The 25,376-nt window shown below is 41.6% G+C and carries 22 protein-coding genes; 4 read left to right on the forward strand and 18 right to left on the reverse strand.

What is annotated here, in order from left to right:
* The 3 genes from ltrA to I4V44_RS10425 form a co-directional block, all read right to left on the reverse strand.
* On the reverse strand, positions 1-860 hold an 860-nt coding region (ltrA, locus tag I4V44_RS10415), incomplete at its 3' end, for a group II intron reverse transcriptase/maturase (protein ID WP_196002688.1).
* Positions 861-1,430: 570 nt separating this feature from the next.
* Entirely contained in the window at positions 1,431-1,766 is a 336-nt protein-coding gene (locus I4V44_RS10420) for a cytidylate kinase-like family protein (protein ID WP_082433154.1), read from the reverse strand.
* A gap of 90 nt (positions 1,767-1,856) precedes the next feature.
* Complete coding sequence (locus I4V44_RS10425) at positions 1,857-3,770, reverse strand: beta-N-acetylhexosaminidase (RefSeq protein WP_118341793.1); 1,914 nt, start codon at positions 3,768-3,770, stop codon at positions 1,857-1,859.
* Between the two features lie 283 nt (positions 3,771-4,053).
* Here I4V44_RS10425 and I4V44_RS10430 point away from each other — a divergent pair, with 283 nt between their 5' ends.
* Complete coding sequence (locus I4V44_RS10430) at positions 4,054-4,932, forward strand: ROK family protein (RefSeq protein ID WP_055199859.1); 879 nt, start codon at positions 4,054-4,056, stop codon at positions 4,930-4,932.
* A 140-nt stretch (positions 4,933-5,072) separates the two neighbouring features.
* On the opposite strand, the gene I4V44_RS10435 is transcribed toward I4V44_RS10430, so the two are convergent.
* The 8 genes from I4V44_RS10435 to I4V44_RS10470 all read right to left on the reverse strand — a co-directional run bounded on the left by I4V44_RS10435 (position 5,073) and on the right by I4V44_RS10470 (position 13,673).
* Positions 5,073-6,515, reverse strand: a complete 1,443-nt coding sequence (locus I4V44_RS10435) for a hypothetical protein (protein WP_118341794.1) — start codon at positions 6,513-6,515, stop codon at positions 5,073-5,075.
* Positions 6,516-6,581: 66 nt separating this feature from the next.
* A complete protein-coding gene (locus I4V44_RS10440; RefSeq protein ID WP_055199861.1) occupies positions 6,582-7,499 on the reverse strand; it encodes a dihydrodipicolinate synthase family protein in 918 nt (305 codons plus the stop codon).
* A gap of 121 nt (positions 7,500-7,620) precedes the next feature.
* Positions 7,621-8,076, reverse strand: coding sequence for a YhcH/YjgK/YiaL family protein (locus I4V44_RS10445; RefSeq protein WP_055199862.1), 456 nt, complete (start codon positions 8,074-8,076; stop codon positions 7,621-7,623).
* On the reverse strand, positions 8,073-9,086 hold the full coding sequence (locus tag I4V44_RS10450; RefSeq protein WP_055199863.1) for an ABC transporter ATP-binding protein: 1,014 nt from the start codon (positions 9,084-9,086) through the stop codon (positions 8,073-8,075). Before I4V44_RS10450 ends, I4V44_RS10445 begins: the two co-directional genes overlap by 4 nt.
* A 1-nt stretch (position 9,087) precedes the next feature.
* Positions 9,088-10,116, reverse strand: a complete 1,029-nt coding sequence (locus I4V44_RS10455; RefSeq protein WP_055199864.1) for an ABC transporter ATP-binding protein — start codon at positions 10,114-10,116, stop codon at positions 9,088-9,090.
* 11 nt (positions 10,117-10,127) lie between these two features.
* Positions 10,128-11,021, reverse strand: a complete 894-nt coding sequence (locus I4V44_RS10460; RefSeq protein WP_082433155.1) for an ABC transporter permease — start codon at positions 11,019-11,021, stop codon at positions 10,128-10,130.
* Positions 11,022-11,035: 14 nt separating this feature from the next.
* The gene (locus tag I4V44_RS10465) at positions 11,036-11,998 is read right to left on the reverse strand and encodes an ABC transporter permease (protein WP_118592886.1); all 963 of its coding nucleotides are present in this window, start codon (positions 11,996-11,998) and stop codon (positions 11,036-11,038) included.
* A 115-nt stretch (positions 11,999-12,113) separates the two neighbouring features.
* Positions 12,114-13,673 carry an ABC transporter substrate-binding protein gene (locus I4V44_RS10470; RefSeq protein ID WP_082433156.1) on the reverse strand — a complete coding sequence of 520 codons (1,560 nt, stop codon included), beginning with the start codon at positions 13,671-13,673 and terminating at the stop codon, positions 12,114-12,116.
* Between the two features lie 259 nt (positions 13,674-13,932).
* Here I4V44_RS10470 and I4V44_RS10475 point away from each other — a divergent pair, with 259 nt between their 5' ends.
* Positions 13,933-14,790 (forward strand): MurR/RpiR family transcriptional regulator, encoded by an 858-nt coding sequence (locus I4V44_RS10475; RefSeq protein WP_055199867.1) that lies wholly within the window; start codon positions 13,933-13,935, stop codon positions 14,788-14,790.
* A gap of 181 nt (positions 14,791-14,971) precedes the next feature.
* Here the strand turns inward: I4V44_RS10475 and I4V44_RS10480 are convergent, their stop codons facing one another.
* From I4V44_RS10480 to nagB, 3 genes are all read right to left on the reverse strand, one after another.
* Complete coding sequence (locus I4V44_RS10480; RefSeq protein ID WP_055199868.1) at positions 14,972-15,673, reverse strand: N-acetylmannosamine-6-phosphate 2-epimerase; 702 nt, start codon at positions 15,671-15,673, stop codon at positions 14,972-14,974.
* Positions 15,674-15,849: 176 nt separating this feature from the next.
* Positions 15,850-16,953: an N-acetylglucosamine-6-phosphate deacetylase gene (nagA, locus tag I4V44_RS10485; RefSeq protein ID WP_055199869.1), complete on the reverse strand. Its 1,104-nt coding sequence runs from the start codon at positions 16,951-16,953 to the stop codon at positions 15,850-15,852.
* 43 nt (positions 16,954-16,996) lie between these two features.
* Positions 16,997-17,740, reverse strand: coding sequence for a glucosamine-6-phosphate deaminase (gene nagB / locus I4V44_RS10490; protein WP_055199870.1), 744 nt, complete (start codon positions 17,738-17,740; stop codon positions 16,997-16,999).
* A 403-nt stretch (positions 17,741-18,143) separates the two neighbouring features.
* Between nagB and I4V44_RS10495 the strand changes: the two genes are divergently transcribed.
* Positions 18,144-18,971, forward strand: a complete 828-nt coding sequence (locus tag I4V44_RS10495; protein WP_055199871.1) for a MurR/RpiR family transcriptional regulator — start codon at positions 18,144-18,146, stop codon at positions 18,969-18,971.
* An 86-nt stretch (positions 18,972-19,057) separates the two neighbouring features.
* On the opposite strand, the gene arfA is transcribed toward I4V44_RS10495, so the two are convergent.
* From arfA to I4V44_RS10515, 4 genes are all read right to left on the reverse strand, one after another.
* The gene (gene arfA / locus I4V44_RS10500; protein WP_196002689.1) at positions 19,058-20,581 is read right to left on the reverse strand and encodes an arabinosylfuranosidase ArfA; all 1,524 of its coding nucleotides are present in this window, start codon (positions 20,579-20,581) and stop codon (positions 19,058-19,060) included.
* A 30-nt stretch (positions 20,582-20,611) separates the two neighbouring features.
* Positions 20,612-21,484, reverse strand: a complete 873-nt coding sequence (locus I4V44_RS10505; RefSeq protein ID WP_118758999.1) for a carbohydrate ABC transporter permease — start codon at positions 21,482-21,484, stop codon at positions 20,612-20,614.
* 1 nt (position 21,485) lies between these two features.
* Complete coding sequence (locus tag I4V44_RS10510; RefSeq protein WP_330380914.1) at positions 21,486-22,385, reverse strand: carbohydrate ABC transporter permease; 900 nt, start codon at positions 22,383-22,385, stop codon at positions 21,486-21,488.
* 267 nt (positions 22,386-22,652) lie between these two features.
* Positions 22,653-24,047, reverse strand: a complete 1,395-nt coding sequence (locus tag I4V44_RS10515; RefSeq protein WP_196002690.1) for an ABC transporter substrate-binding protein — start codon at positions 24,045-24,047, stop codon at positions 22,653-22,655.
* A 394-nt stretch (positions 24,048-24,441) separates the two neighbouring features.
* Here I4V44_RS10515 and I4V44_RS10520 point away from each other — a divergent pair, with 394 nt between their 5' ends.
* Positions 24,442-25,365, forward strand: a complete 924-nt coding sequence (locus tag I4V44_RS10520) for an ArsR/SmtB family transcription factor (protein ID WP_196002691.1) — start codon at positions 24,442-24,444, stop codon at positions 25,363-25,365.
* Positions 25,366-25,376: the final 11 nt, after the last annotated feature.

Below are 25,376 nucleotides of genomic sequence, written 5' to 3' on the forward strand. Positions count from 1 at the left end.
TGTAGCTTTAAATCCAGTTTTGCCATGATATACTGCAATAAATTCAGTGCGTGATTTGCACTTTTCTTATTCTTGCAAATGATTACCGTATCATCTGCGTACCTTACAAGAATACCGTGAGTAAGTCCATACTTTTCCCACAGTCTGTCCAGTGTGTTTAGGTAAATGTTTGCCAGTAACGGAGATATGACTGAACCTTGGCTTGTTCCCAGTTCAGAGATTGTCAGTACATTTCCGTATAATACTCCTGATACTAACCATTGTTTTATCAGCTTCAATATCCTACGGTCTGATATTCTCTGCTCTACCAGTTTCATCAGCTTTTCTTGGTTTACATTGTCAAAAAACTTTTCAATATCTGCGTCTACTACATAATAGCCCTTGTTGTTACACGCTTTCCTTACTACTTCCAGTGCTTGTTTTGCACTTCTTTTCGGTCGGAATCCATAGGAACATTCTCTAAAGTCAGCTTCGAATACTGGCTCTATTGCTATCTTTGTAGCCATTTGCACAATTCTGTCCTTGATTGTTGGTATTCCAAGAGGTCTTTCACTTCCGTCTGGTTTTGGTATCATAACTCGCTTTACTGGAGATGGTTTATACTTTCCATTCATCAGTTCTGATTTGATTTCTGACAGGTATTTTTCAATTCCCATCGCTTCAACATCCTCGATTTTGATACCATCCACACCACTGGAACCTTTGTTAGCTTTTACCCTTTTCCATGCCTCAAAAAGTACATCATCCCGATATACCTTATCGTAAAGTGCATGAAATCTTCGGCTGTCACACTTCTTGGCTGTCAGATATAGTTTGTTTTGAAGTTGTCGAACTTTTTCTTTGGAGTTGTTAGTCTGCATGACATTCTCTCACTCTTACCCTCTCTACAAACATGAATGAAGCAGGGAACCTTCCCATAAACTGCGTTTTCTTGCACAATCATTATCGGTACTATGTTCCCTTCCGACTCCCTTCCATCAGAAATACGATTTCGCAAGCTTATACGCTTTCTCTTTACCTTTCGGTGATGGGTAGGGTCTCTCCAGTTCCGAACTACACTTTTCATACATACCGTTTCCTATATACCGAGGGATTCTTCCGTGCTGTTTTCCAGTTTCTCCACACGTTCCATGGTTTTCGCCTATTTTACCAAGGCTCAACTTCCCTTTTTTTCTCTTTCGAGACCTTTTTTAACGATACGGCAGAATTCACTTTATGTTACGGTCTGCATGATTGCTCGCACCTTTTTCAAGGTTACTTTATCCACTCGCTTAGCACCCTGTATTACTACAACGCACCGAGTTTAACTACACGGCTCACTGGCGATTACCGTGACCGGACTTACACCGGCAAGTGTAGTCCAGCTTTGCTGGACACACGTAAAAAAAGAAGGGCGTTTTGATATTTATTTCTATCAAAACGCCCTTCTTTTAATCAAAAATTGTACAAAAAAGTACATGCCATATTCTATGTGAATTCTGACACACCGGTGTCACTCCCTTCACGCAGCGCTCCCAGCCAATCCTGTCGCTGTTTAATGTGAAGTCGTAATTGATCGGATTTCTCCAGTCATCACCTGCATAACATTTGTAATATTCATACCTGTATTTATCTGTTTTTTTGATCAGTTCTTCTGCCCGTTTCGGTGTTACATTCAGCATTTTGCAGATTCTGTCCACACAGGCATGACGGGGAGCTTCAATGTAAACGCTGATCACATTATTGAAATTTCTAAGTACATGATCCGCACATTTTCCAACAATAATGCAGGACTGTGCCCGGTGATTTTTTCCATTCTGTTACTTTTTCTATCACTGTTTAGGCTATTACACTATAAACACAATCTTTTGTTTTTCTCAGATTGTATCCGTAAAATCTGCCCCGCTGACTGCTCTCTGCCAGTGATTTTCGATTGCAGGTTCTCCTTCTGCAAAGTACGGAATCCTCTCTGTTTCCAGTTCTTCCAGTCTGGAAATCTTACCTTCCACATAGCTGTGGAGTCTGCGTCTGGTGCTGTCCAGACGGGTGATCACACCACCCATTCTCAGATCGATCAGTTCATATCCAAATGGTTTCGCATCTGCCATCCACAGGTCTTCTCTGAGCTCTTTTAATTTCCACAGGTTCTCTGTAAGATGTGGAATGATTTCCTCACAAATCCGGCTCAGTGTGGATAAATCATGTGCATCATATGCCGCTTTTATCTCTGATCCAAGATCTGCTTTCTGCGCCAGAACCTCTGCCAGACAATGATAATACCCGAAAAATTTTGCGTGATTTTTACATATTTCCGCACTGTTTTTCAGTTCTTCTGCCAGCTTTTTATAATACTCAGAAACCCCCGCATCCTTCAGATGATAATCAAAAATTCCCAGCAGCGCATCCTGATACAGCAAATATTTGGATGGATTTTCGGACTTCATATTCGCCTGATCTCCCAGAAACAGTTGGTCAAATTTATCAAGTTTCAGAAACTCTTTCAGGCTGCTTCCCACAGCATCCTGAAACTCGTCTTCCAATGCTGCTTCGTCAAATTCTTCATGGAATCCCAAGTGTGCAAACAGTGCAGCTCCCGGCAGAATTGCATCCACAGGTGTCTCTGCACCATTGTCCAGCCACGCTGTACAGAACACTTCCGGAACTTCATATTTCTTACAGGTGGTAAGTGCCGCTTTCGTACAGGTAAAGCTTCTGGAATAGTTCGGCGCAATCCCGTTCCAGATCCAGCATCCGCCTGCAAATACGATTTTATCGGAAAGCTGTTTATGTACATTGAGCATTTTTTCATAAATTTTTGTGTCCGCATTATAATAGTCCCAGTATACCAGACCAAGTTCCGGAGCCGGTTTCTTCCAGTCACTGCAATCGGCGTTTTCCGGTACTTCGTAGTAACTTTTTCCGGTATTGGAAGTGATGTACATGTCACTCCAGATCATAGGCTCCAGTCCCAGCTTGCGACAGATTTCCAGAACTCTCGCACAGTGCTCTTTGATCAGTTCAGAACTGTTTTTATAGCCATTTTCTTTCAGATAATTTCCCAGTCCAAGCTGCACTGCCTCGTCCATTCCCAGATGGATTTTTCTTGTATGGAAGCTGTCTTTTACTGCTGTCAGAAGCTTCTCAATGAACTCATAAGTCTCTTCTTTTCCTACCTGCAGAATGTCCGGCGTATCCATAATTTTTTGTGCTTCCGACCATTTCAGGGCATTATGAAGGTGCGCCAGTGTCTGAATACATGGAATCAGTTCTATCCCAAATATCTGCGCATATTCATCGATCTCTCTGATTTCTTCTCTGCTGTATCTTCCTCTGTAAACGCCAAAATACGGAAGCTCCGGCACTTCATACGTGTCTTCTGTATAAAGTAACAGCCGGTTCAGGCCCAGCTTTGCCAGAATGCGGATCATTGCTTTTACTTTCTCCACAGTAAATACCGCATTTCGGGAACAGTCCAGCATCAGTCCGTTTCCTGCAAAATAAGCCTTCTCCTTTTTCTCGCTTTCTCCTTCTGCCTTTTCCAGATGATTGAGTACCCAGTTCAGTCCTCTGAAAAAATGAGCTGGTTCGTGGCAGTCAATTTCCACATCTGCCTTCATTCGTTTCACTTCCAGTTCCATCCCCTCATGAAACTTTACAGTTACTCTGACATCAGAAAAAACATCCCCCGCTTTCTGCTCTGTCTTATTCCATTCTTCCTGTAGGATTTCCGTTCCCTTCTTAATCCTGCTGATGTTTGCTTCTGCCCCTTGCAATATAAAATTCACACCCATACATCCTTCTCCTTGTTCATTTACTCATGGTAATCCATTTTTTTAATTATATACCCACATCACTTACATTCCAATATCCCGGATTGGTTATTCTTTGCAAAAAATGTCATATAAATTTTTCTCCTTTTTCCTCTTGTTTAAGAAAATTATTTTATTTATTCAATTAAATAGAAATTTCTTTTCATTTTGTAATGACTTCATCTCCCCTATATGCTATACTAATTTTAAAACAACTGTTCCATTTATCACAATCCCACTATCAAAAAACCGAAAGGAGTACCCTATGAAAATTTTAGTTTTTGACATCGGCGGAACCGCAATCAAATATGGAATCTGTCAGGACGGACACCTTATGGAAACCAGTGAATGTCCTACTGAAGCTTATAAAGGCGGCCCTCACATCCTCGAAACCATCTGCACTCTCGCAGAGCAGTCCCTCCCATTTGATGCCATCGGCATCAGCACCGCCGGTCAGGTCAACCCGGAAGAAGGGTATATCATTTATGCCAACAGCAACATCCCGGATTACACAGGTACACAGTTTCAGAAAATCCTTCAGGAGCGTTTCCATGTTCCTGTCGCAGTAGAAAATGATGTCAACAGCGCAGCACTCGGAGAAGCCATCTTCGGTGCAGGAAAAGGAAAAGATTCTTTCCTCTGCCTCACCTATGGAACCGGTGTCGGTGGTGCGATTATTGAAAATAAACAGGTTTACCACGGTTCTTCCTTCTCAGCAGGAGAATTTGGTGCCATCATCACACACGCAGAAGAAAAGCTCGCCGGTACAGACCCGTTTGACGGATGTTATGAACGTTACGCTTCCGCTACTGCCCTGGTAAAAATGGTTTCCGCTGTAGACCCGTCTCTTACCAACGGCCGCCAGATTTTCGCCAATCTGGAACGCCCGGAAATTAAAGCAGTCGTAAATAAATGGATTGATGAGATCGTGCTTGGTCTTGCAACCCTGATCCATATTTTTAACCCTTCCTGCGTAGTTCTCGGCGGCGGCATCATGGTCCAGCCTTACATTCTGGAACAGATTCACGCGCGAATCCCACAGATGGTTATGTCCAGTTTTGCACATGTACAGATTTCCAGCGCAGAACTCGGAAACTCTGCGGGGCTTCTGGGAGCTTATTATCTTGCTTCACAGAAACTTTGAAATGGTTCGATTATAGCTCTTGGTTTCTCCACTGCGGAGAGTTTAAATATATCCTCTCCGTAAAACTTATAAACATAAAAAATATCCTGACAGGTATGAAACTCAAATGCCTCTTATCTGTCAGGATATTAACTTTTTATTTACATTCCTTCATTTTCCATATCTGCACCTTCCCAGAGACGATGGCCTTTATATTCCAGCTCTCCACGAACAGCCCAGATTTTCAGATTTTTAAATTGAAATCGAATACATCCACTTTTATCCGGAAGTTTTTTCCCTTTCCATGAAATACGAATCCAGCGACCGGATTTTTCTGTCACAGCATCTTCCATTCCCAGTCCTTCATAAGCATTTTCTGTCCAGACCGGATGTACTGAAGCCATAAGCTCCCAGTCTTTCTCTGCATCAGCTTCATCTGCCAGCACTTCTATATAATTTCCACCTAAGGTCAGAGTAGTCGTAGTCAGAATGCTCTCCATTCCCTCGTTTTTCTCTGTCCAGCAGGCAAATTTATCTGCTTCCCAGTATGCTCTTCCCAACGAAGATTCCCGGAAATTTGTATGCTGTCCATTTCCACCCATGTAGTAAATCCATACTTTCTGTCCGTCTGTCACAGGTGATGATGCATAGATACAGGAATTATCAAATTCTCCATCCGGATAATGCCCGTCACCTCTTGGAATAACCGCCTGATCCATTGCTGCAAAATCAAATTTTTTACCATCCGCAGACCAGGTAAGTTCACAATCCACACAGTCGAAATTTTTCTCGTTTCTGTCACCCTCATGGATCAGCGAAGCCAGACCCAGATATAATCCATGTGTTTTAAATACAGGCATCGAATAAATCTGGTTTTCATATCCTCGCCCCCGAAGTGTTTCTACGGGTTCACTCCAGTGGATAAAATCCTGGCTGTGACTGATGGTCGTCACACGGATTCCGTCTTTCCATATGCGGGAAACCAACATATAGCATTGCTCTTCTTCATTCCAGAATGGAAAATTATGACTGTCTGCCTGTGGATTATACTCCGGCCAGGGAATCAGTTCTCCCCAGTGGATTCCATCCTCAGAGAAACCGACCGCCATATGTGCTCCATGTCCCGGAATATCCACTTTGGTCACCATTTTAAATCTACGTCCGGCATTCTTATCCCGCTCATCAAGCATAACCCCTGTTCCATGCGCATATCGGAACAGAAGATTATTTTCTTTGCTTCCACGCCAGTCTACAAGACCCAATGAAGGTTTTTCCCAGTGGATTCCATCTTTGCTCCGGGCGTATGCCAAAGAAGTTACACGATCCATTCTCGGTCTGTAATTTCTCTGTGTACGCTCCTGCAAAGTAGTGCCTTCTGTATCTTTATCCTCTGTAAATAATGTATAATAGCAGTGAAAAATCTGTTCTCTGCGGTCATAAATTACATTGGGATATCCATTATCAATCCTGATTTCCCAGGGCATATCCTGAGTGAATAACGGATTATTTTCTGTATCTTTTGCCGGAACAGCTGCTTTCAGTTCCACATTTTCCATTGCCTGAGGATTCAGAAATCTCCTGTCAGCACTCAGAAATGTTTTCATAGATTAAGTCCATCCTTTTTGTGAATTTGGGTAACTGTAAAATTACTAAACAGTTACGATTCTTCATTAGCAGTATTTTTTTATCGCTTCGTCAATCATGCCGGCACATTTCTTAATCTGTTCCATATCCTCCGGGATGATTTCCGGTAATGGTTTTCTTACGCCGCCAATGTTCAGGTTTTCACGGATTCGAAGGATTTCTTTCATAACCGCATATAAATTTCCATGGCATTCACACATTGCATAAATGATCGCATCTGCTACATACTGGATTTCGCTGGCTTCTTTTACTTTTCCGGCATCTGTCAGCTCTTTGATTTTTAAATAAAGTTCCGGCATTACTGCATAAGTACCGCCGATTCCTCCATCAGCGCCCATGGCAAGACCTGACACTAACTGTTCATCCGGACCGTTAAATACAACAAAACCTTCTCCACCTTCCATTTTAAACATCTGGATATCCTGTACAGGCATGGAACTGTTTTTCACTGCTGCTACTCTTGGATTCTTTCTCATTTCGCGGAAAAGAGGCATAGTCAATGCTACTCCTGCAAGCTGAGGAATATTATAAATTACAAAGTCTGTATTCGGTGCCGCACTGGAAATATCATTCCAGTATTCTGCGATCGCATACTCCGGCAGATGGAAATAAATCGGAGGAATTGCAGCAATTGCGTCAACGCCCAGTGATTCTGCATGTGCTGCCAGTTCTTTACTGTCAGTCGTATTGTTGCATGCCACATGTGCGATCACTGTCAGCTTTCCTTCTGCTGCTTTCATTACATGTTCCAGAACCAATTTTCTGTCTGCAACGCTCTGATAAATACACTCACCGGAAGAACCACCTACATAAACACCTTTCACGCCTTTTGCAATCAGATGTCTGGTAAGAGCTTCTACTCTCTCCGGACTGATTTCTCCATTGTCATCATAGCACGCATAAAAAGCCGGAATAATTCCCTGATATTTTGTAATATCTTTCATTTTCTTAGTCCTCCTGTTATCTTCCATATTCCCTTTTTGATATTCTTTTTTATTTTAATCTTACTATATTCGCACGGACAGATGATTTTTTCCTCTGTCCAATTTGAATAAACAATTTTATTTACTCTGTGACCAGTACTTTTCCAACTGCTTTTCTTACCTGTGAAATCTGGTCTTTCATAATTTTTACTTTATGTGCATCTTCCGGAAATACGATCAGTACCTTTCCCGGTGTCAGATCCATGTAATGTTCCACCGGACCATGGCATTCGATGGAATCTGTTTCTTCATCTTTAGCAGTTACTGTCATCAGAGACATATCACTGACTCCCATTTTTTCTTCTCCGGAAATCACCATATGGATATCTGCATATTTCTCATGTGCTTCGAAAGCTGTTTTTTCCTCTGGTAATGTTTCATATTCAAAGCAGTTGATAAATGCAAAATCTCCGTCAACTTCATTGCGTCCCTTTTTCAGATCATTCAGTGAATGTTCCTTAATATAATGAATTGCTGTATCCAGATGTTTTCCCATCCCAAGATAACGTTCAAGATTATTTAAATCTGTATAAATCATGCTTTTACCTCACTTCCATCATATAAATGACATGCAGTCATGTGTCCGTCAGCTCCATGGTAACGAAGAACAGGATCTTCTTTTTTACAGATGTCCATACAGTAAGGGCATCTGTTGTGGAACGCACAGCCACTTGGTTTGTGAATAGGACTTGGTACCTCTCCTTCCAGTACCTGGCGTTTCTTTTTGTGATGAATATCTGCCACCGGAATCGCAGAAAGCAATGCTTTTGTATACGGATGAAGCGGCTCATCATATAAAGCTTTGGAATCTGCCACTTCCACAATCTTTCCAAGATACATAACCATGATACGATCTGACATATACTGAACGACAGAAAGATCATGTGCAATAAACAGATAAGTAAGATTTAATTCCTTCTGAATTTCTTTCATCAGGTTTAACACCTGCGCCTGAATAGAAACATCCAGTGCGGATACCGGTTCATCACAGATCAGAACTTCCGGTGTTACTTCCAGTGCTCTCGCAATACACAGACGTTGACGCTGTCCGCCTGAAAATTCATGTGGAAAACGCATCAGGTAATCTGGCTGGATATTAACCATTTTTAATACACGGTTCATGATCTTTTCTCGCTCTTCTACGGAATCTACGCCGTGTGTTTTTAAAGGTTCTTCAAAAGAAGTATATATCTTTTTCTGCGGATTCAATGCTGAATACGGGTCCTGGAAAACCATCTGTACTTTTTTTCTGAACTCAAACATTTCATCTTTGTTGAATTTTGTAATGTCTTTATACTCACCGTTATAGTTAAATAAAACCTCGCCGCCTGTCGGTTTCTCCAACATCATAACGGTCTTTCCAAAAGTTGATTTTCCACAGCCGGATTCTCCTACGATTCCCAGCGTCTCACCTTTATAAACCTCAATGCTGACATCGTCCACAGCCTTTACATTTCCTACTACTTTTTTCATGAATCCTTTTGTAATAGGAAACCAGGTTTTCAGATTTTTGATTTTAAAAATTACTTCCTTCTTTTCCGTTTCCATCTTATTTCACCTCCGGATAAGAATCAAATTTCAGGCAGCGGACTTTATGTCCCGGGCTGACTTCAAATGCCGGAATTTTTCCTTTACGGCATTTTTCCATACACTCAGAACAACGGTCTGCAAACTCACATCCTTCTTTCAGATCAGCCGGGTTTGGAGTAACTCCCGGAATTGTCTCCAGTTTCTGATCATCTCCAAGACCAAGTACCGGCACACTACGTAAAAGTGCTTTTGTGTAAGGATGACTGGTATGATCAAAGATATCCTCCAGACTTCCAAATTCTACAACACGACCCATGTACATAACGCAGACTTCATCTGCCATTTCTGCCACAAGACCCATGTTATGTGTAATCAGGATAATGGACTTTCCTTCATTTACCTGAAGGGATTTGAGCAGTTCCATAATCTGTGCCTGAATGGTTACATCCAGTGCAGTTGTCGGTTCATCGCAGATGATCAGTTCCGGATTACAGATCATGGCAATGGCAATTACCACACGCTGCTTCATGCCACCGGAGAACTGATGAGGATAGCAGTCAATACGCTCTTCCGGGTCCGGGATTCCCAGTTTGCGGAACATTTCCAGAACTTTTTCTCTTGCTTCTGCTTTTTTCATTCCTTTGTTATGCTGTAAAAGTCCTTCTGCTACCTGATCACCCACTTTATAAACAGGGTTCAGACTTGACATCGGATCCTGAAAAACCATAGATAAGTCCGGTCCTCTTAATGCTCTCATTTCCGGTCCGTTCGGTTTAGTGATACTTTCAAGATGATACTCTGTCACCTTTCCATCATGCAGCGCATTATACTGAATACTGTCTGCTTTTACGATTGCATTTTTTCCGGTAAAACGCATGATGGAATTCATGGTCACACTCTTTCCGCATCCGGATTCTCCTACAACAGCAAGTGTTTTTCCTCGTTTTACCTGAAAGGAAACATTTTTTACGATTTTAATTTCTTTTTTATCAGATACAAACGTTGTGTTAAGATTTTCAACGTTTAATATGATTTTCTGGTTATCCATGAAGCTCCTCCTTACTGCTGTTTGGCATCCATGACATCTCGGATACCATCACCCAGGAAATTGATTGCAAGAACAAATAAAGTAATGGCAAGTCCCGGGAATACCCATATCCACCACTGGTTTGTTACGACAGATACTGATTTCGCAGCATTGAGAATATTTCCCCAGGTAGGTGTACTGTCCGCAACACCAAGTCCGATAAAGGAAAGGGCTGCCTCCTGAAGAATGAAAAATGCTACGTTTGTTGTAGTGGAAACAATGATCGGGCTCATTACATTCGGAAGAATCTGTTTGAACATAATGTTCATACGGCTCATGCCAAATGCTTCACATACCTTTACATAAGTCTCTCCTTTAATGGATACAAACTCATTTCGTACCATACGGAATGTGGTCATCCATCCGGTAAATACAAAGATGAATAGTAAATTTCCAAGTCCTCGTTTATTTACAATGGCAACCAGCATCATAACCAGTACGAGCTGCGGAAATGCCTGAAAAATCTCAGAAATACGGATGATTGCTGCATCTGTTTTTCCTCCGAAATATCCTGCGATCGCACCAAGGATTGCTCCGATCACAGAACTAAGCACTGCACAGAAAACACCGATCAGAATAGAATAACAGCCTCCGATCAGAACACGGGCAAACAGGTCACGTCCCATAGTATCTGTTCCGAACAGATATCCGTTTCCCGGTGCTTTCTTCATATCCGGAAGATGCGGAGTGACATAATCTACACCTGCAATTGCGCCGATAATACAGGCTACGGTCATAATAACAATAACCAGCAGTCCCAGAAGGGCCAGTTTATTATTCATAAATTTCTTTACATTCTTTTTAAAGAGAGAAGAAGCTGCGGTCTTTTTCTCTTTTTTCATATCTACTGCTGACTGACTCATCATTTTCTCCTCCTTCTTTATTCGCCAAGACGTACACGTGGGTCTAACAGGGCATTCAATACATCTACCATGAAAGAACAGATCAGCATGGCTGCTGCAATAATCAGGGTAGTTACCAGTACCACCGGATAATCACCGGAAACAATCGCATTGGTCATGGTAAGTCCGATTCCCGGATAGGAAAATACACTTTCAATGACAACGGAACCGCCTACCAGCATCGGAATACGGAATACCAGAATAACCAGAACCGGTTTCATGGCATTTCTGAATCCATGTTTCAGATATACTTTCCATTCCGGGATTCCTTTGGAACGTGCGGTTTTAATATAATCACTGTTCAGTACATCCAGCATGGTATTTCTGGCATAACGCATCAGTACGGCAACCATACCGATTGTCAGAGTCAGTACCGGTAAAAATAAATGCTGAAACGCATCCAGTGCTGCATTTGTGGCATCCGGACTGACACGGTTGCTTGACGGGAACCAACCCAGTTTAATACAGAAAATCTGGATCAGAATAATTCCTACAAGGAACTGTGGAATTGCCTGTCCAAGCACTGCCAGAACACGTCCCACATAATCAATGATACCATTCTGGCGCACTGCGGAAATGATACCAATTCCAACACCAATGATTGCGGAAAAAATCAGAGAATATCCTGCAAGTTCAAAAGTATATGGAAGTCTTACTGCGATAATAGAAGCGATGGAGCTTCCTTCTTTCAGAGAATATCCGAAGTCTCCATGGAGACAGTTGCCAAGCCAGCGAAAATACTGAACGATCACCGGATCATTTAATCCAAGAGACTGTCTCAGTGCTTCTACATTTTCTTTATTGGAAGAAAGCATTTCCGGGCTTACCATAAAGTTGATCGGGTCGATTCCTGTAAGCTGAAGACCGAAATATACAATAAAGCTGATCAGCAGCAGCATCGGAATCATCATAAGAATTTTTTTTACAATATATTTGAACACTATATCACCTCATCTGCACTTATCTTTCTGAATGATAAAGGGGAGAAACATGAAAGGTTCTCCCCCTTTGGATCACTTGTTATCCAGCATCACTGCGCTTTTGCCGGAACAGGAATTATTCAGCTATTTCCCACTCTGCAAAATCAATATCACTCATGTAAAGTGGATTACAGAATTCTACGCCGTCCGGAATCTTTACATTGTCACTTGTGAATACATAAGTACCTACTGTGAATGCCGGAACTTTGTAAACCATTTCCTGCTCTTTATCCTGAAGTTCTTTCAGAACGGTATTTCTTTCCTCTTCTTCTGTTGCCTTGAACAGATCAGCTACCAGATCATCAAACTCTGTACCACCGCCAAAGATATTTGAAAACAGTCCATCTGTACTCATATATTCTGTGTACCATTCATCGATGGAAAATGCACTCTTTCCTTTGAATCCGATATCATAGTCACGGGTTGTAAACAGGTCTGTTGTTCCATCATTGGACAATGTCGCTTCAACAGTAATTCCGGTCTGTTCCAGATAATATACAACAGTGTTGATCAGGTCAATGGAAGTCTGGTCATTGTTATAGTAGCAGATTTTTAAGGTACGGCTCATATCGTATCCTGCTGCTTCCAGATCTGATTTTGCTTTTTCAGCATCAAAGGTATATTCAAATCCGTTGTATGCTTCGTTATCATTCGGCACACCACTGTTGAGAACTTTTGCAGTCGGATATAAAGTTGCCAGTGTTGCACGGTCAATAGCTTCTACCAGTGCTTTACGAACTTCAACATTATCCATTGCTTCGTTTACGTTTCCATCTGCACCTTTCATGTTAAAGATGAAATATTTATAGAACAATACATCAACTTCATGCTCTGTATAATTATCCATACCTTCCAGTGCTTCTACCATATCTGCTGCATTTCCGTATACATAATCAGCATTTCCGGCCTGCGCTGCTGTGATATAGTCAGATACAAAGTAGCAGGTTACATTGGCAATCTTAGGTGCTTCCCCTTCGTAATTTTCATTTCTCTTTAATGTGAAGTAGTTGCCTACATTCAGCTCATCAAGAGTATACATACCGGAGCATACCGGATCTGTCCAGAATGCATCAGATTCCAGTTTCAGAGGATCTGCATCCTTCAGGCAGTGTTCCGGTAAAATTGCAAACTGTGCAAGTACATCGATCATGGATGCGTATGGGGAAGAAAGCGTTAATGTAATTGTATTTCCGTCTACGCTCATGTCTGAAATATTTTTAAATGCAGAAGTATAAATAGAGTTGATAGTTGCTGCTTTCAATGCTGTCTCAATAGAGAATTTTACATCTTCTGCTGTCAGCTCTTCACCATCTGACCATTTCAGACCATCTTTCAGTGTGATGGTATAAGTCAGTTTATCATCGCTGATTTCATAGGAATCTGCCAGATCCGGCTGTGCATTTGTCAGATTGCTGTCTGCCAGGAATAAGGAACGGAACATTAAGTTTGTTGCCAGAAGTCTGTTGTACCATGGTGTTGGAATCTTATCATCAGAAGTGGAACCATCACCTGTAGTTACAGATAATTTTAAAGTTCCGCTGTCTGCTGCTTCTGCTGCTGATACGGTAAATGCTCCTGCTGTTCCTGAAATAGCCATTGTTGTTGCCAGTAATAACGCTGTCACTTTGTTTTTCATATGTCTGATCTCCTTTTCTCTTATGTTTGCCTTTTTGAATTTCTTTCTCGTTTTTATCTGGACTGAGTATATCAATTTCGAAATATTTTTTCAATCTAATTAATAGATGAAAATAATTTTTATTTTTGTGCACTTTCCATAAAAATAATTTTCATTTTAATATTTTTATAAAAATTTGTGCCTGTTTTAAAAAGATATCGCCTTGCATCCCATAAAATCTTGTTTTATAATATTTTTATCATTCTACGGAGGTTTTCTCATGGCAGACAATATTCTTGATTCCATAACAGAACAATACCATTCTCTTACCAAATCCGGAAAAAAGCTGGCAGATTATGTATTTTCTCATACAGCAGAGACACAGTATCTTTCCATTACATCTCTTGCCGAAAACTGCGATGTATCTGAAGCTACCATAACCCGTTTCTGCCGTGGCCTTGGCCTTTCTGGTTATAATGCATTTAAACTGGCATTAGCACAGGCTGACCGCATGACCGACTTAGGAGATTCCGGCAATTCCGCTGAACCTGTATCTTCGGAAGATTCTATTACTACCATAGCAGCCAAAGTACATGCTGCCAACATTATTTCTCTGAATGAAAGTTATGAACTTTTTGATGAAAAAACAATGACTCAGGCAGTATCGATTCTCTCGAAAGCACGCCGTATTTACTGTTTCGGACAGGGCGGAAGTATGGTCATGGCAATGGAAGCATGGGCCCGTTTTTCAACTGCTGCTCCTAACTTTATACATATCAGCGATTCTCATATGCAGGCAAGTGCAGTTTCTCTGGCAGATTCCAAGGATGCGATTTTGTTTTTCTCTTACTCCGGTTCTACCAAAGATATGTGTGATACTTTAAGCATTGCTTCCCAGCGTGGGGTTCCCGTGATCCTGGTCACTCATTTTCCGAAATCAGCGGGAGCAGAGTTTGCCACTGTTGTATTGCAGTGTGGCTGTAATGAAAGTCCTTTACAGTCCGGTTCCGTTGCAGCAAAAGTAGGTCAGTTATTTCTTATTGACTGTATGTTCTACGGATTCTGCTGTCATAAGCCGGAAGCTCGTTCTGCTGCACGTTCTGCAACAGCTCATGCGATTGCAAATAAACTTTTATAAAAAACAGAAGTTTTCTTTCTGTCATTTTCCGTTATGCGGATACAAAAAGGGGATGCAGCAGATATTCCTGAAAGGTTTATCTGTTACATCCCCTTTGATGTTTTATTTTCCGTAATTCTTTCTCCCTCTGTTTTATCCGAAATCCAGATCCGGGGAGAATTTTCATTGTTTTTTATCCGATTTATTTGCTTTCTTTGATCGCATTCTGGAAGCGCTGTGCAATTTCCAGAGGACGTGTGATTGCTCCGCCTACTACGATTGCCCATGCACCTGTCTGAAGTGCTTTTACAGCCTGATCCGGGTAGTGGATCTTTCCTTCACCGATAACCGGAATGTCAATATCTTTTGCAAGTCTTTCCATCAGTTCGTAATCCGGCTCGTCCTTTTTGGATGTGTAGTCGGTATAACCACTCATGGTTGTTCCTACGATATCTACGCCACATTTCCATGCGTTGACACCTTCTTCATAATTGGAAATATCTGCCATCAGGATAATGTCCGGATATTTCTCTTTAATCTGGGCGATAAACTCGTTGACAGTTGTGCCATCTCCACGTTTACGAAGTGTGCAGTCCAGTGCCACAACATCAGAACCTGCTGCTACCAGGTCATCAACTTCTTTCATGGTAGGTGTGATATATCCTTCATATCCAGGATACTGAATCTTAACCAGACCAATGACAGGAAGTCCTGTTTCTTCTTTGATCGCGATGACATCACGGATGCTGCTGGTACGGATTGCAGGTGTGCCTGCCTGTTTCGCAGCACGTGCCATTAAATACATAATGGATTTCTCTTCCACATATAATGGTTCGCCTTTTACAGCCTGACAGGAAATGATCATCTGTCCATGAATTGCATCCAGAAGCTCTTTTTTTGTCATGTCTTCTCCCTCTTTTCTTTCTCTCTATTATCGATTTCGTAACTTTTAATACTGTCCTCATCTATGGGCTCATTATAACATAAAGAAAATAATTTTCAATATTAATAATATTTAAAAATAATTATTATTAATCTATTGTCATATCTTCCAGACTTTTACCTGTGTTTCTGTAATCTCTACAGTACTTTCACAATATTAAGTTCTTCATCCGTCAGAACAATATCTGCCCGTTTTCCAGGGGTCAGAGAACCTACTTCATCATAAATTCCAATACTTCTCGCCGGGTTTGCTGTTGCGGCAAGGATGGCTTCTCTTTCCGGTACTCCCATGGAAATGACGCTCTTCATGCATCCGAAAAGGCAGGTCGCTGAACCGGCAATGGTTCCATCTGCCAGTGTTGCTTTGCGGTCTTTCATGGTTACTTCCTGACCGCCCAGTTCGTAGATTCCGTTTTCCATGCCTGTTGCCATCATGGAATCACTGATGAGAACGACTCTGCTGTCTCCGAAAAGGCGGAAAGTGTTGCGGACAGTTGCCGGATGGATATGGATTCCGTCTCCGATCAGCTCTACCATGCAGTTTTCATTATCTGCCGCTGCTCCGATCACTCCCGGTTCTCTGTGTCCCATCGGATTCATGGCATTGTATAAATGTGTGACATGAAGGGCACCCTGTTTCATGGCTTCTGCAGCACAGTTATAGTCTGCTGCTGTATGTCCGACGGAAATGACTACCTCATTATGTAACTCCCTGATAAATTCTTCTGAGCCTTCCATATTCGGAGCGAGAGTTACCAGTTTGATCAGTCCGCCTGCTGCCTCATTGCATTCTCTGAAAAATTCAATGTCCGGTTTGCGGATATAACCTTCCACATGGGCTCCCTTTTTGGACGGGTCAAGGAAAGGTCCCTCCATGTTGATGCCAACGATTCTTGCGCAGGTTTCGTCCTGTTCTACATCTTTTGCTGTCTGGAAAATTTTCAGCAGTTCTTCTTTCGGAAGGGTCATGGATGTCGGGCAGTAGGAAGTGATTCCCTGTGATTTTTCATACTGAAGAATGATTTTCAGTCCATCCACATCTGCATCTGAAAAATCATGTCTGACTGCACCGTGGCTGTGAATGTCTACCAGTCCAGGCAGCACTTTCAGACCTGCTGCATCCAGTTGGGTTTTATCTGTTACTTCGTCTTCGGAAGCTGCGATCCTGCCATTTTCTATATATAAATCTGTTACTTTATAGCTTCCATCTTCCTGAAATACGTTTCCATTTTTAATAATCATTTCTTCTTCGCTCCTTTTGTGATGCTAATTCTGAAGATTATTTTTACAGAAGTCCTTTTTCACGGATCAGTTTTAATGCTGCTTCGTCTGCTACAACGGTTACATCCGGATGAAGCTGCAGAATAGATGCCGGTACATTCGGGGTGATCGGTCCGTACAGAGATTTGTAAAGTGCATCTGCTTTTGCTTCTCCGGTTGCGATCAGGAGGATTTTCTTTGCTGACATGATACTTTTAATTCCCATTGTGTAAGCCTGTTTCGGAACTTCATCCATGCTTGCGAAGAATCTTGCATTTGCTTTAATTGTACTTTCTGTAAGGTTTACACAGTGAGTTTCTTTTTCAAAAGCTTCTCCCGGCTCGTTAAATCCGATATGTCCGTTTCCGCCGATTCCCAGAAGCTGCATGTCTACGCCGCCTACACTGCGGATGATCGCATTGTAATCTGCGCATGCTTTTTCGCTGTCTTCTTCCAGTCCGTTCGGTACATAAGTTTTTGTTTTGTCGATATTTACGTGGTCAAACAGGTTTGTGTTCATAAAATAACGGTAGCTCTGGTCGTTGTCTCCGGAAAGTCCTTTGTATTCGTCAAGGTTTACAGAAGTAACTTTGGCGAAGTCCAGATCACCTTTTTTATACCATTCAATTAACTGTTTGTACATTCCCACCGGTGTGGAACCTGTAGCCAGACCAAGAACTGCGTCCGGTTTCATAATAATCTGGGCAGACATAATGTTGGCTGCTTTTCTGCTCACGTCATTGTAATCTTTTCCTGCATAAATAATCATTGTTTTTCTCCTTTTCATTATAACACGTTCCGACAGATTTGTTACTGTCCGCACTACCCCATGTCTGCGTTTCAGCAAAAAAATAACTGTGTTTTCAGCGTTGTCTTTCTGTCCGTTCTGCTATCTGTTTTTTAGTTGAACTCATTATAATTCGGGGTGAATTTATTTTCAATAAATGTTATGGTTTTAGAATCTTCTTTCATTCCCTGTTCTTTCCGTTATTTTTGAGCATCTGTTTTTCTTTGTTTTTGAAATTACTTTCTTATTTTTTATATTACAGCGAAATTATTTACATCTCAGGTTGAGAAAGCAATTTCAAGATATTATAATAGAAGTAATATTTCAGATTGATACACCGATACCCTGCTTTCAGTTAAAACATACAGAAAGGATATGCCAGCTCATGTCATTAAGCAAACGAAAAATTATTCCATTAATTGAATCTTATTACCATACATTTACACCACTGGAACGAACGATCGCAGATTTCTTTATGCACAATACAGAGGAAGAAGACCTTTCCTCCAGACATATTTCGGGAATCCTTTATGTATCGGAGGCTTCTCTTTCCCGTTTTGCCCAGAAATGTGGTTTTCACGGATATCGGGAGTTTATTTATGAATATAAGCAGAGCCTTACTCCGGAAACAGAGGAGAATGTTCCGAACTTCGAAATTTCTGAGTTTAATACTTATCAGGAACTTCTGAATAAGGCGAATGCGCTTCTGGACAAAGCACAGATTGCGCGTATCACCAAACTGCTTGTGTCCAGACCAAGGGTGTATGTCTATGGAAGAGGCAGTTCCGGACTTGTCGCGCAGGAAATGAAGCTGCGTTTTATGCGCATTGGGCTGAATATTGAGGCGGTTACGGACAGCCACATTATGAAAGTAAATTCTGTGATTCTGGATGAGAGCTGTCTGGTGATCGGAATCAGTGTCAGCGGACAGACGGCTGATATTATTTCTTCTCTGAAAGCCGCTCATCAGAGAGGTGCCTATACCCTTCTTATGACTGCAAGGCAGGACAAATCCTATCAGGAGTTCTGCGATGAAACACTGATCTTTGCGAGTATGGAGCATCTGGAATATGGAAATATCATTTCCCCACAGTTTCCGATCCTGCTGGTCCTGGATGTGCTTTACGCTCATTATCTGCAGATTGACAGAAGCAAAAAAGAAGCGCTGCATGAATATACGATACAGACGCTTCAGCCTTTTCTGATCAAATAGACTATCAAGCGGATATTCCATTAAAAATCCCCTTTAAGCAGATTTTGGTTATTTACCAGGTCCACTTAAAGGGGATTCTATAATTCTTATTTATTATCCTTTACAAGACGGATCACGTTCCAGGATGCTTTATGAAGCATACTTGTCAGTTCGCCATTGTCCATGGTTGTCTGCTCTGTTGTTTTTGGTTTTACGTTTTCCTGTCCGAATGCATTGACTACTTTCAGGTCATCGCTTTCAAGTACGATATGCCCGGCAACTCTGTAGCCTTCGAAACTTCTTACGTCTGTGTTGAGCACAACGTCTTCTTTCAGGTTTCTGTTTACTGCGAAGATTGTAACTTCTTCTTTTTCTTCATTGTAAACAGCAACTGCTTCGATATCTGTGATGCTTCCATGTCCGCTTGTCTCATGCTCTGTAGAAGAGATGACCGGCTGGAGTGCAACACCACGGCCATATTTGGATGCATGCATGAATGGATAGAAAATTGTCTGTTTCCAGGAGCCGCCTCCGTTGGGGTCAGTCATGATCGGAGCGATAACATTAATAAGCTGTGCAAGGCATGCTACTTTTACTCTGTCAGAATGACGGATCAGAACAATCAGCATCAGCCCTACCAGCAGGGCATCCTCGAAGTTATAAATATCCTCAAGAAGCGGCGGCGCTATCTGCCACGGATGATTCTCTGTGATATCATTGTCAGCAGCATTTGAATGATACCATACATTCCACTCATCAAAGCTGAGGTACATATTCTTTTTGCTGCGTTTTTTTGCTTTTACATAATCGCAGGTTGCAATAATTGTACGGATAAATTCGTCCATGTCATCCGATTTTGCAAGGAAGTCATTGCTGTCATCAGAACGGTTTCCATAATATGTATGAAGGGATAAGTAATCTACATAATCATAAGTATGGCTCAGTACATGATCTTCCCAGAGTGCAAATGTAGGCATCTCCTGGTTAGAGCTTCCACATACAACAAACTCAATAGACGGATCAATAAGCTTCATTGCTTTGGCTGTCTCTTCTGCCAGTCTTCCATACTCATCCATAGTCTTGTGACCGATCTGCCATGGACCGTCCATTTCATTTCCAAGACACCAGGTTTTGAATCCATATGGATCCTTCTGTCCGTGTTTAATACGAAGATCACTGTATTTGGTTCCGCCAGGATGGTTACAGTATTCCAGAAGATTGCATGCATCTGTGATTCCTCTTGTTCCCAGATTGACTGCCATCATAACCTCTGAGTTGGCTGCATCTGCCCATTTCTTAAACTCATGAAGTCCTACTTCATTCTTTTCCAGGCTTCTCCATGCAAGTTCCAGTCTGTGAGGTCTTTCCTCAACAGGTCCCACACTGTCTTCCCAGTAAAAGTTAGATACAAAGTTTCCGCCCGGATAACGTACGATCGGTACATCCAGTTCTTTTACCAGATCAATGACATCTTTACGGAATCCGTCAGCATTGGAAAGCGGATGTCCCGGCTGATAAATTCCGTCGTATACAGCTCTTCCCAGATGTTCAATAAAGGAACCGTAAATTCTTTTGTCGATTTTGGAAATGGAAAATGCTTTGTCCACTACCATTTTTGCCTGTTTCGCCATAATGTTTTGAACCTCCGTTCTTATAAATTATCAACCTTTGACAGCACCGGATGTCATACCATCGATCAGATATCTCTGGAAGACCAGATAGATGATCAGGATCGGAAGAATACCAAACATGGAACCTGCGATCAGAAGGTTGTAGTTATTTCCATAAGGTGTCAGCAGTGTATTCAGACCGATCTGCAGTGTAAATTTACTTGTATCACGGAATACCAGCATCGGCCATAACATATTGTTCCAGGATCCCATTGCACAAAGGATCGCCATGGATGCAAATGCCGGTTTGGTGATCGGCATCATGATCTTAACACTGATACCATACTCTGTACATCCATCAATTCTTCCCGCATCCAGAAGTTCTTTCGGAAGACTCTGCATATACTGCTTAAAGAAGAAGATCGTCGAAGCTCCGCACAGACCTGGCAGGATAACGCCCGCTCTTGTGTTAATGATCCCAAGTGTTGTTATCTCGTTATAAAGAGGAAGCATCAGGATTTCAAAAGGAACACACATAGTTGCAATTACCAGGAAGAATAAAAATCCCTGAAGTTTGAATTTATACATAGTCAGACCATATGCGATAAAATAGCATACCAGTAATGTCAGAACTACTGTAATCAATGTCAGGATCAGACTGTTTTTATACCACATGAAATATTTACGGGAATCTTCATTTCCGGAAAACAGGTATTTATAGTTGTCCAGATGCATCTTAGAAAAATCAAGATTCAGGGACATACCCTTCATAACTACTTCACGGCCTTCCTGAAAGGAAGCGAAGAATCCTGCAAGAAGCGGAAATGCGATCAGTACACCCAAAATAGCGAAAAGTCCTGTGGATAACACAGTCGCAATTTTATGATTAGATTCCATTGTCTTTGGCGCAGCTGTTTTTGCCATATCACTTTTCCTCCTTTTTGAATGTTCCTGTTGCCACAAGCTGGACAATATTGATTGCCAGAGCAATTACCAGAAGTACCATACCTACAGCACATGCATAACCCATATCATTTTTCTCAATACCACGTTTGTACAGATATCCTACGATTGTAAGACCGATATTCTTTGGTGAGGAGTTACCATTCCAGAGCATAAAGCTCTCAAGAAACATGGAAAGACCTGCATATACAGAAATTGTAACAACGTAGATAGTAGTCGGTTTCAGGAGCGGCAGTGTGAGATACCAGAATTTCTGTTTTGCGTTGGCACCGTCGATGTCTGCTGATTCATAAAGGGAAGTATCAATACTTTTTAATCCTGAAATAAAATACAGCATGTTGACACCTGTCCATCTCCACATACAAAGCAGCAGCAGAGCTACCCATCCTGTAGTCTTTTCCTTCAGCCACGGAATGCTGGCATTTCCAAGTAAGTGCATTAACTGGTTCATCTGTCCGTTGTCACCTTCTGAGAACATCAGTCGGAATAACATACCGGAAATAACTACAGATGTCAGTGCCGGAATATACATGATCACTTTCCATACGCCTTTTGCCTTAGTAAGACGGCTTTCCATCAGTACTGCAAGCAACATTGGGATAGGTATCAGCAGAAGCAGTGTCAGAAGCATATATTCCACACTGTTAAATACAGCTGTTTTAAAGAACTTATCGGAAGCCAATTTCTGATAATGCTTCAGACCAACCCACTGAGAACCGCCAAAGGAAATATCCTGAAAACTCATTACAATACCACTGATGAGCGGGTATAACCAGAATACCAGAAGGCTGATAACAAACGGAAGTACGAATACATAAGGTGCAACCTTCTGAGAATAGAGCATCTTTTTCACTTTATTCACAATGAATTCCTCCTCTTCTAAAAATAGCAGCAACTTTTCAGTATCTCATAAAAGCACTGCTTACTGAATAGTTACAAGTAATTTTTTTCTTATTACCGTTATCCTGGTGAGAAATCAGATTCCACATCCTGTGAAATTCTCACCAGGATAACAGTAAAAGGAGGTCAGGGAATGCGATTCCCCGGCCTCCCGTATCATTTCGGTCACTGCAGGCCTGCCGCAGTTTCCATCTATTATTCACTTGATCAGTGAACTGTTATCTTTTCATTATTCACACTCAAAATCCAGATAATCCTGTGCATCCTGAAGCGCTTCTTCTACATCCATACCATCCTCTAATACATTGTTCAGAGTTGTTGTACACATGTAATCATTCAGTGTCGGTGAGTTCTTTGTTGTATAAACAGTTCCGATCGCATCGTTTTCAGCAAGTTCGTTCAGAACTTCGTATGGTTTTACACGGAAGAATGTATTATATGTATTGGACTCATCATAAGCAAACGCTTCGTCAGACCATAATGCTGTATTGCAGACATCAAATCCAAGTTCGTTCCAGATCAGGTTTTCACCTTCTTCAGAGCATTTAGCCCATGCAAGCCATTCAGCTGCAAGTTCAGGATTCTCACACTGATTGGTTACAACAGTACCTGTACCACCGATACCAACGGAGCATTTCTGTCCTTCTTCAAATACAGGGCATGTTGTGATGTCATATTTGCCTTCCATCTCCGGCATGTAATCTTTGAAACGGCTCATGTACCACATAGCTTTCGGGAAGGAAGCAATTTTGCCCTCCATGATATTAGAGAATCCGGCTTCAAGGTCAACATGTCCGTCTGTGGATACCATTGCGATTCCATCATTTAACCAGTTCTGCTGCATTGTGAGCATTTCTTTTACGGAATCAAGCTGTACGTTTACAGTTCCGTCCGGACCGCCTGTCCAGTCTTCACCGTTCTCAGCCATTGCAAGCCACATCCAGTCAACACCGCCTGTATCAACAGAAGTTAAGTACACTTCACCATTGGAAGCCTCTTTTAACTCTTCACCAAGTTTGGTATAATCATCCCATGTCTTTACAGATTTGTAATCTAATCCGTAAGATTCAAGAAGATCTGCGTTCCAGTACATAACAGTTGCACCTACATGGAAAGGAACACCAAGTCTTGTTCCGTCAGCCTTGGAATAAACATCAAGTCTGGACTGTACCATTGTATCTTCATAAGGAGCAAGTGCATCATTCATAGAATATAACGGGCTGTCATCGCCGGAATAGTTCGGGAACTGTCCGATCTCGATGTCGCAGAGATCAGGAGCACCAGATCCTGCCTGTAAGGACATCATTAATTTATTATGCATATCAGCGTATGGATATGTACTGAATGTAATCTGAATCTGTTTGTCCGGATTCTCTTCATTCCACTTGTCTACCATTTTTCCGTAAAATTCGTTATGCAGGTCTACGAATGACCACATCTCATACTTTGTTCCATCATCAGGACCTACGGTTGTTACTGCTGTAGGTTCTCCCTCAGCCGGTTCTTCGCTCTCAGCAGCTTCCTCTGTTGTGTCTTCTTCCGCAAAGACATTCACTGCCATGCTCATGCTGGACACTGCCATAGCCGCAGTCATAAGTAACGCGAACAATTTTCTTCTCTTCATAAAAAGATCCTCCTTTTTTGCATTTCTTTGCGCTCTTCCGGTTTCAATGATGCCATTGTACAAACTTCATAATCATTTCGTATTTTTTTAAAATATATAGTCTTTCTTTTTATTATGGTCATTTTGCACAACTTTTTTATTTTCATCACCGGTTTATGTTGATATTATATAATTTATTCCTGTAAATGTCAATATATTTTTGATTTATTTTTATTATTTTAGTTTTATCTAAAATAAATGTATGATATTTATTCGTCAATCTATCCATTTTTTTGCTATTTTCCTATATTTTTTTAACTGATTTTATGGTAAAATAACTAATCAAAACGTATTTTCCTAAAAATTCTTATTTAGTGTTATATGCCTGTAAATACAGTCAAAAGGAGGTTTTTATATGAAATCCTGTTCTGTTTCCGATGGTCTTGCCATCTTCAAAGCTCTCGGTTCCCCTGTCCGTGTACAGATCTTACGTCTGATTCAGGAAAAAGAAGGTCTGAACATTAAGCAAATTGCACAAAGCCTGAAAATCCCTGTTACAACCCTGTCCCCTCACCTTAATCTTCTGGCTGAAGCCGGGCTGATAGAATTCAGGGATGAATCTCTCACACACGGAACACAGAAACGCTGCTATTTTATAAAAGACTGGGATCAGCTTTTGGTAAATATGGCACTTTCCGGTCCTGAACTGCAGATTTACAGTGCAGAAATCGGTGTGGGACATTTTTCTGATTTTTCGGTAACTCCCACCTGTGGTATGGCAACTTCTACTTCTTTTGTAGGACAGTTGGATCAGCCACGGTATTTCATACACCCCGTCAGCCGCCAGGCAAGGATCGTCTGGTTCACCACCGGATATCTGGAGTATATACTGCCCAATTTCATCCCTGAGCACAGCGCGATCAAAGAACTGACGGTTTCCTTTGAGATCAGTTCCGAGGCACCCCAATTCTGTGATGTATGGCCTTCGGATATTACCTTTTCCCTGAACGGTGTAATCCTTGGCACCTGGACCAGTCCTGGAGATTACGGAAATCGCAGAGGGAAATACAATCCTTCCTGGTGGTTTTCTTTTCTAAATCAGTATGGTTTGCTGAAAAAACTGACGATCACTCCTGAAGGCACTTATCTGGACGCAGAAAAGCTGTCCGATGTTTCCACCAGACAGCTTGCACTCACTGATCAGTCCGTTATGAAATTGCGCTTTTCTGTTCTTCCGGGCGCTGAACATCCCGGCGGGTGTACCCTTTTTGGTGCAGGTTTCGGAGATTATAACCAGCATATACGGATTACCATCGGATATCATCCCAAAAACATCTGATTTCTCCGCCC

It is taken from the genome of Blautia sp. 1001283B150304_161114_C9 (genome assembly GCF_015668165.1).
In the GTDB taxonomy this organism is placed as follows: domain Bacteria; phylum Bacillota; class Clostridia; order Lachnospirales; family Lachnospiraceae; genus Blautia_A; species Blautia_A wexlerae.

Bases quoted from the DNA above. Each gene is read 5' to 3' on its own strand.
- I4V44_RS10470 (WP_082433156.1), bottom strand. From the start codon at position 13,673: ATGAAAAACAAAGTGACAGCGTTATTACTGGCAACAACAATGGCTATT.
- nagA (WP_055199869.1), bottom strand. From the start codon at position 16,953: ATGATTATTAAAAATGGAAACGTATTTCAGGAAGATGGAAGCTATAAA.
- I4V44_RS10515 (WP_196002690.1), bottom strand. From the start codon at position 24,047: ATGAAGAGAAGAAAATTGTTCGCGTTACTTATGACTGCGGCTATGGCA.
- nagB (WP_055199870.1), bottom strand. From the start codon at position 17,740: ATGATTATTTATGCAGGAAAAGATTACAATGACGTGAGCAGAAAAGCA.
- I4V44_RS10480 (WP_055199868.1), bottom strand. From the start codon at position 15,673: ATGACAAAAAAAGAGCTTCTGGATGCAATTCATGGACAGATGATCATT.
- I4V44_RS10495 (WP_055199871.1), top strand. From the start codon at position 18,144: ATGTCATTAAGCAAACGAAAAATTATTCCATTAATTGAATCTTATTAC.
- I4V44_RS10425 (WP_118341793.1), bottom strand. From the start codon at position 3,770: ATGGGTGTGAATTTTATATTGCAAGGGGCAGAAGCAAACATCAGCAGG.
- I4V44_RS10435 (WP_118341794.1), bottom strand. From the start codon at position 6,515: ATGAAAACATTTCTGAGTGCTGACAGGAGATTTCTGAATCCTCAGGCA.
- I4V44_RS10445 (WP_055199862.1), bottom strand. From the start codon at position 8,076: ATGATTTATACAGATTTAAATAATCTTGAACGTTATCTTGGGATGGGA.
- arfA (WP_196002689.1), bottom strand. From the start codon at position 20,581: ATGGCGAAACAGGCAAAAATGGTAGTGGACAAAGCATTTTCCATTTCC.
- I4V44_RS10450 (WP_055199863.1), bottom strand. From the start codon at position 9,086: ATGGAAACGGAAAAGAAGGAAGTAATTTTTAAAATCAAAAATCTGAAA.
- I4V44_RS10520 (WP_196002691.1), top strand. From the start codon at position 24,442: ATGAAATCCTGTTCTGTTTCCGATGGTCTTGCCATCTTCAAAGCTCTC.
- I4V44_RS10460 (WP_082433155.1), bottom strand. From the start codon at position 11,021: ATGATGAGTCAGTCAGCAGTAGATATGAAAAAAGAGAAAAAGACCGCA.
- I4V44_RS10455 (WP_055199864.1), bottom strand. From the start codon at position 10,116: ATGGATAACCAGAAAATCATATTAAACGTTGAAAATCTTAACACAACG.
- I4V44_RS10440 (WP_055199861.1), bottom strand. From the start codon at position 7,499: ATGAAAGATATTACAAAATATCAGGGAATTATTCCGGCTTTTTATGCG.
- I4V44_RS10430 (WP_055199859.1), top strand. From the start codon at position 4,054: ATGAAAATTTTAGTTTTTGACATCGGCGGAACCGCAATCAAATATGGA.
- I4V44_RS10475 (WP_055199867.1), top strand. From the start codon at position 13,933: ATGGCAGACAATATTCTTGATTCCATAACAGAACAATACCATTCTCTT.
- I4V44_RS10505 (WP_118758999.1), bottom strand. From the start codon at position 21,484: ATGGCAAAAACAGCTGCGCCAAAGACAATGGAATCTAATCATAAAATT.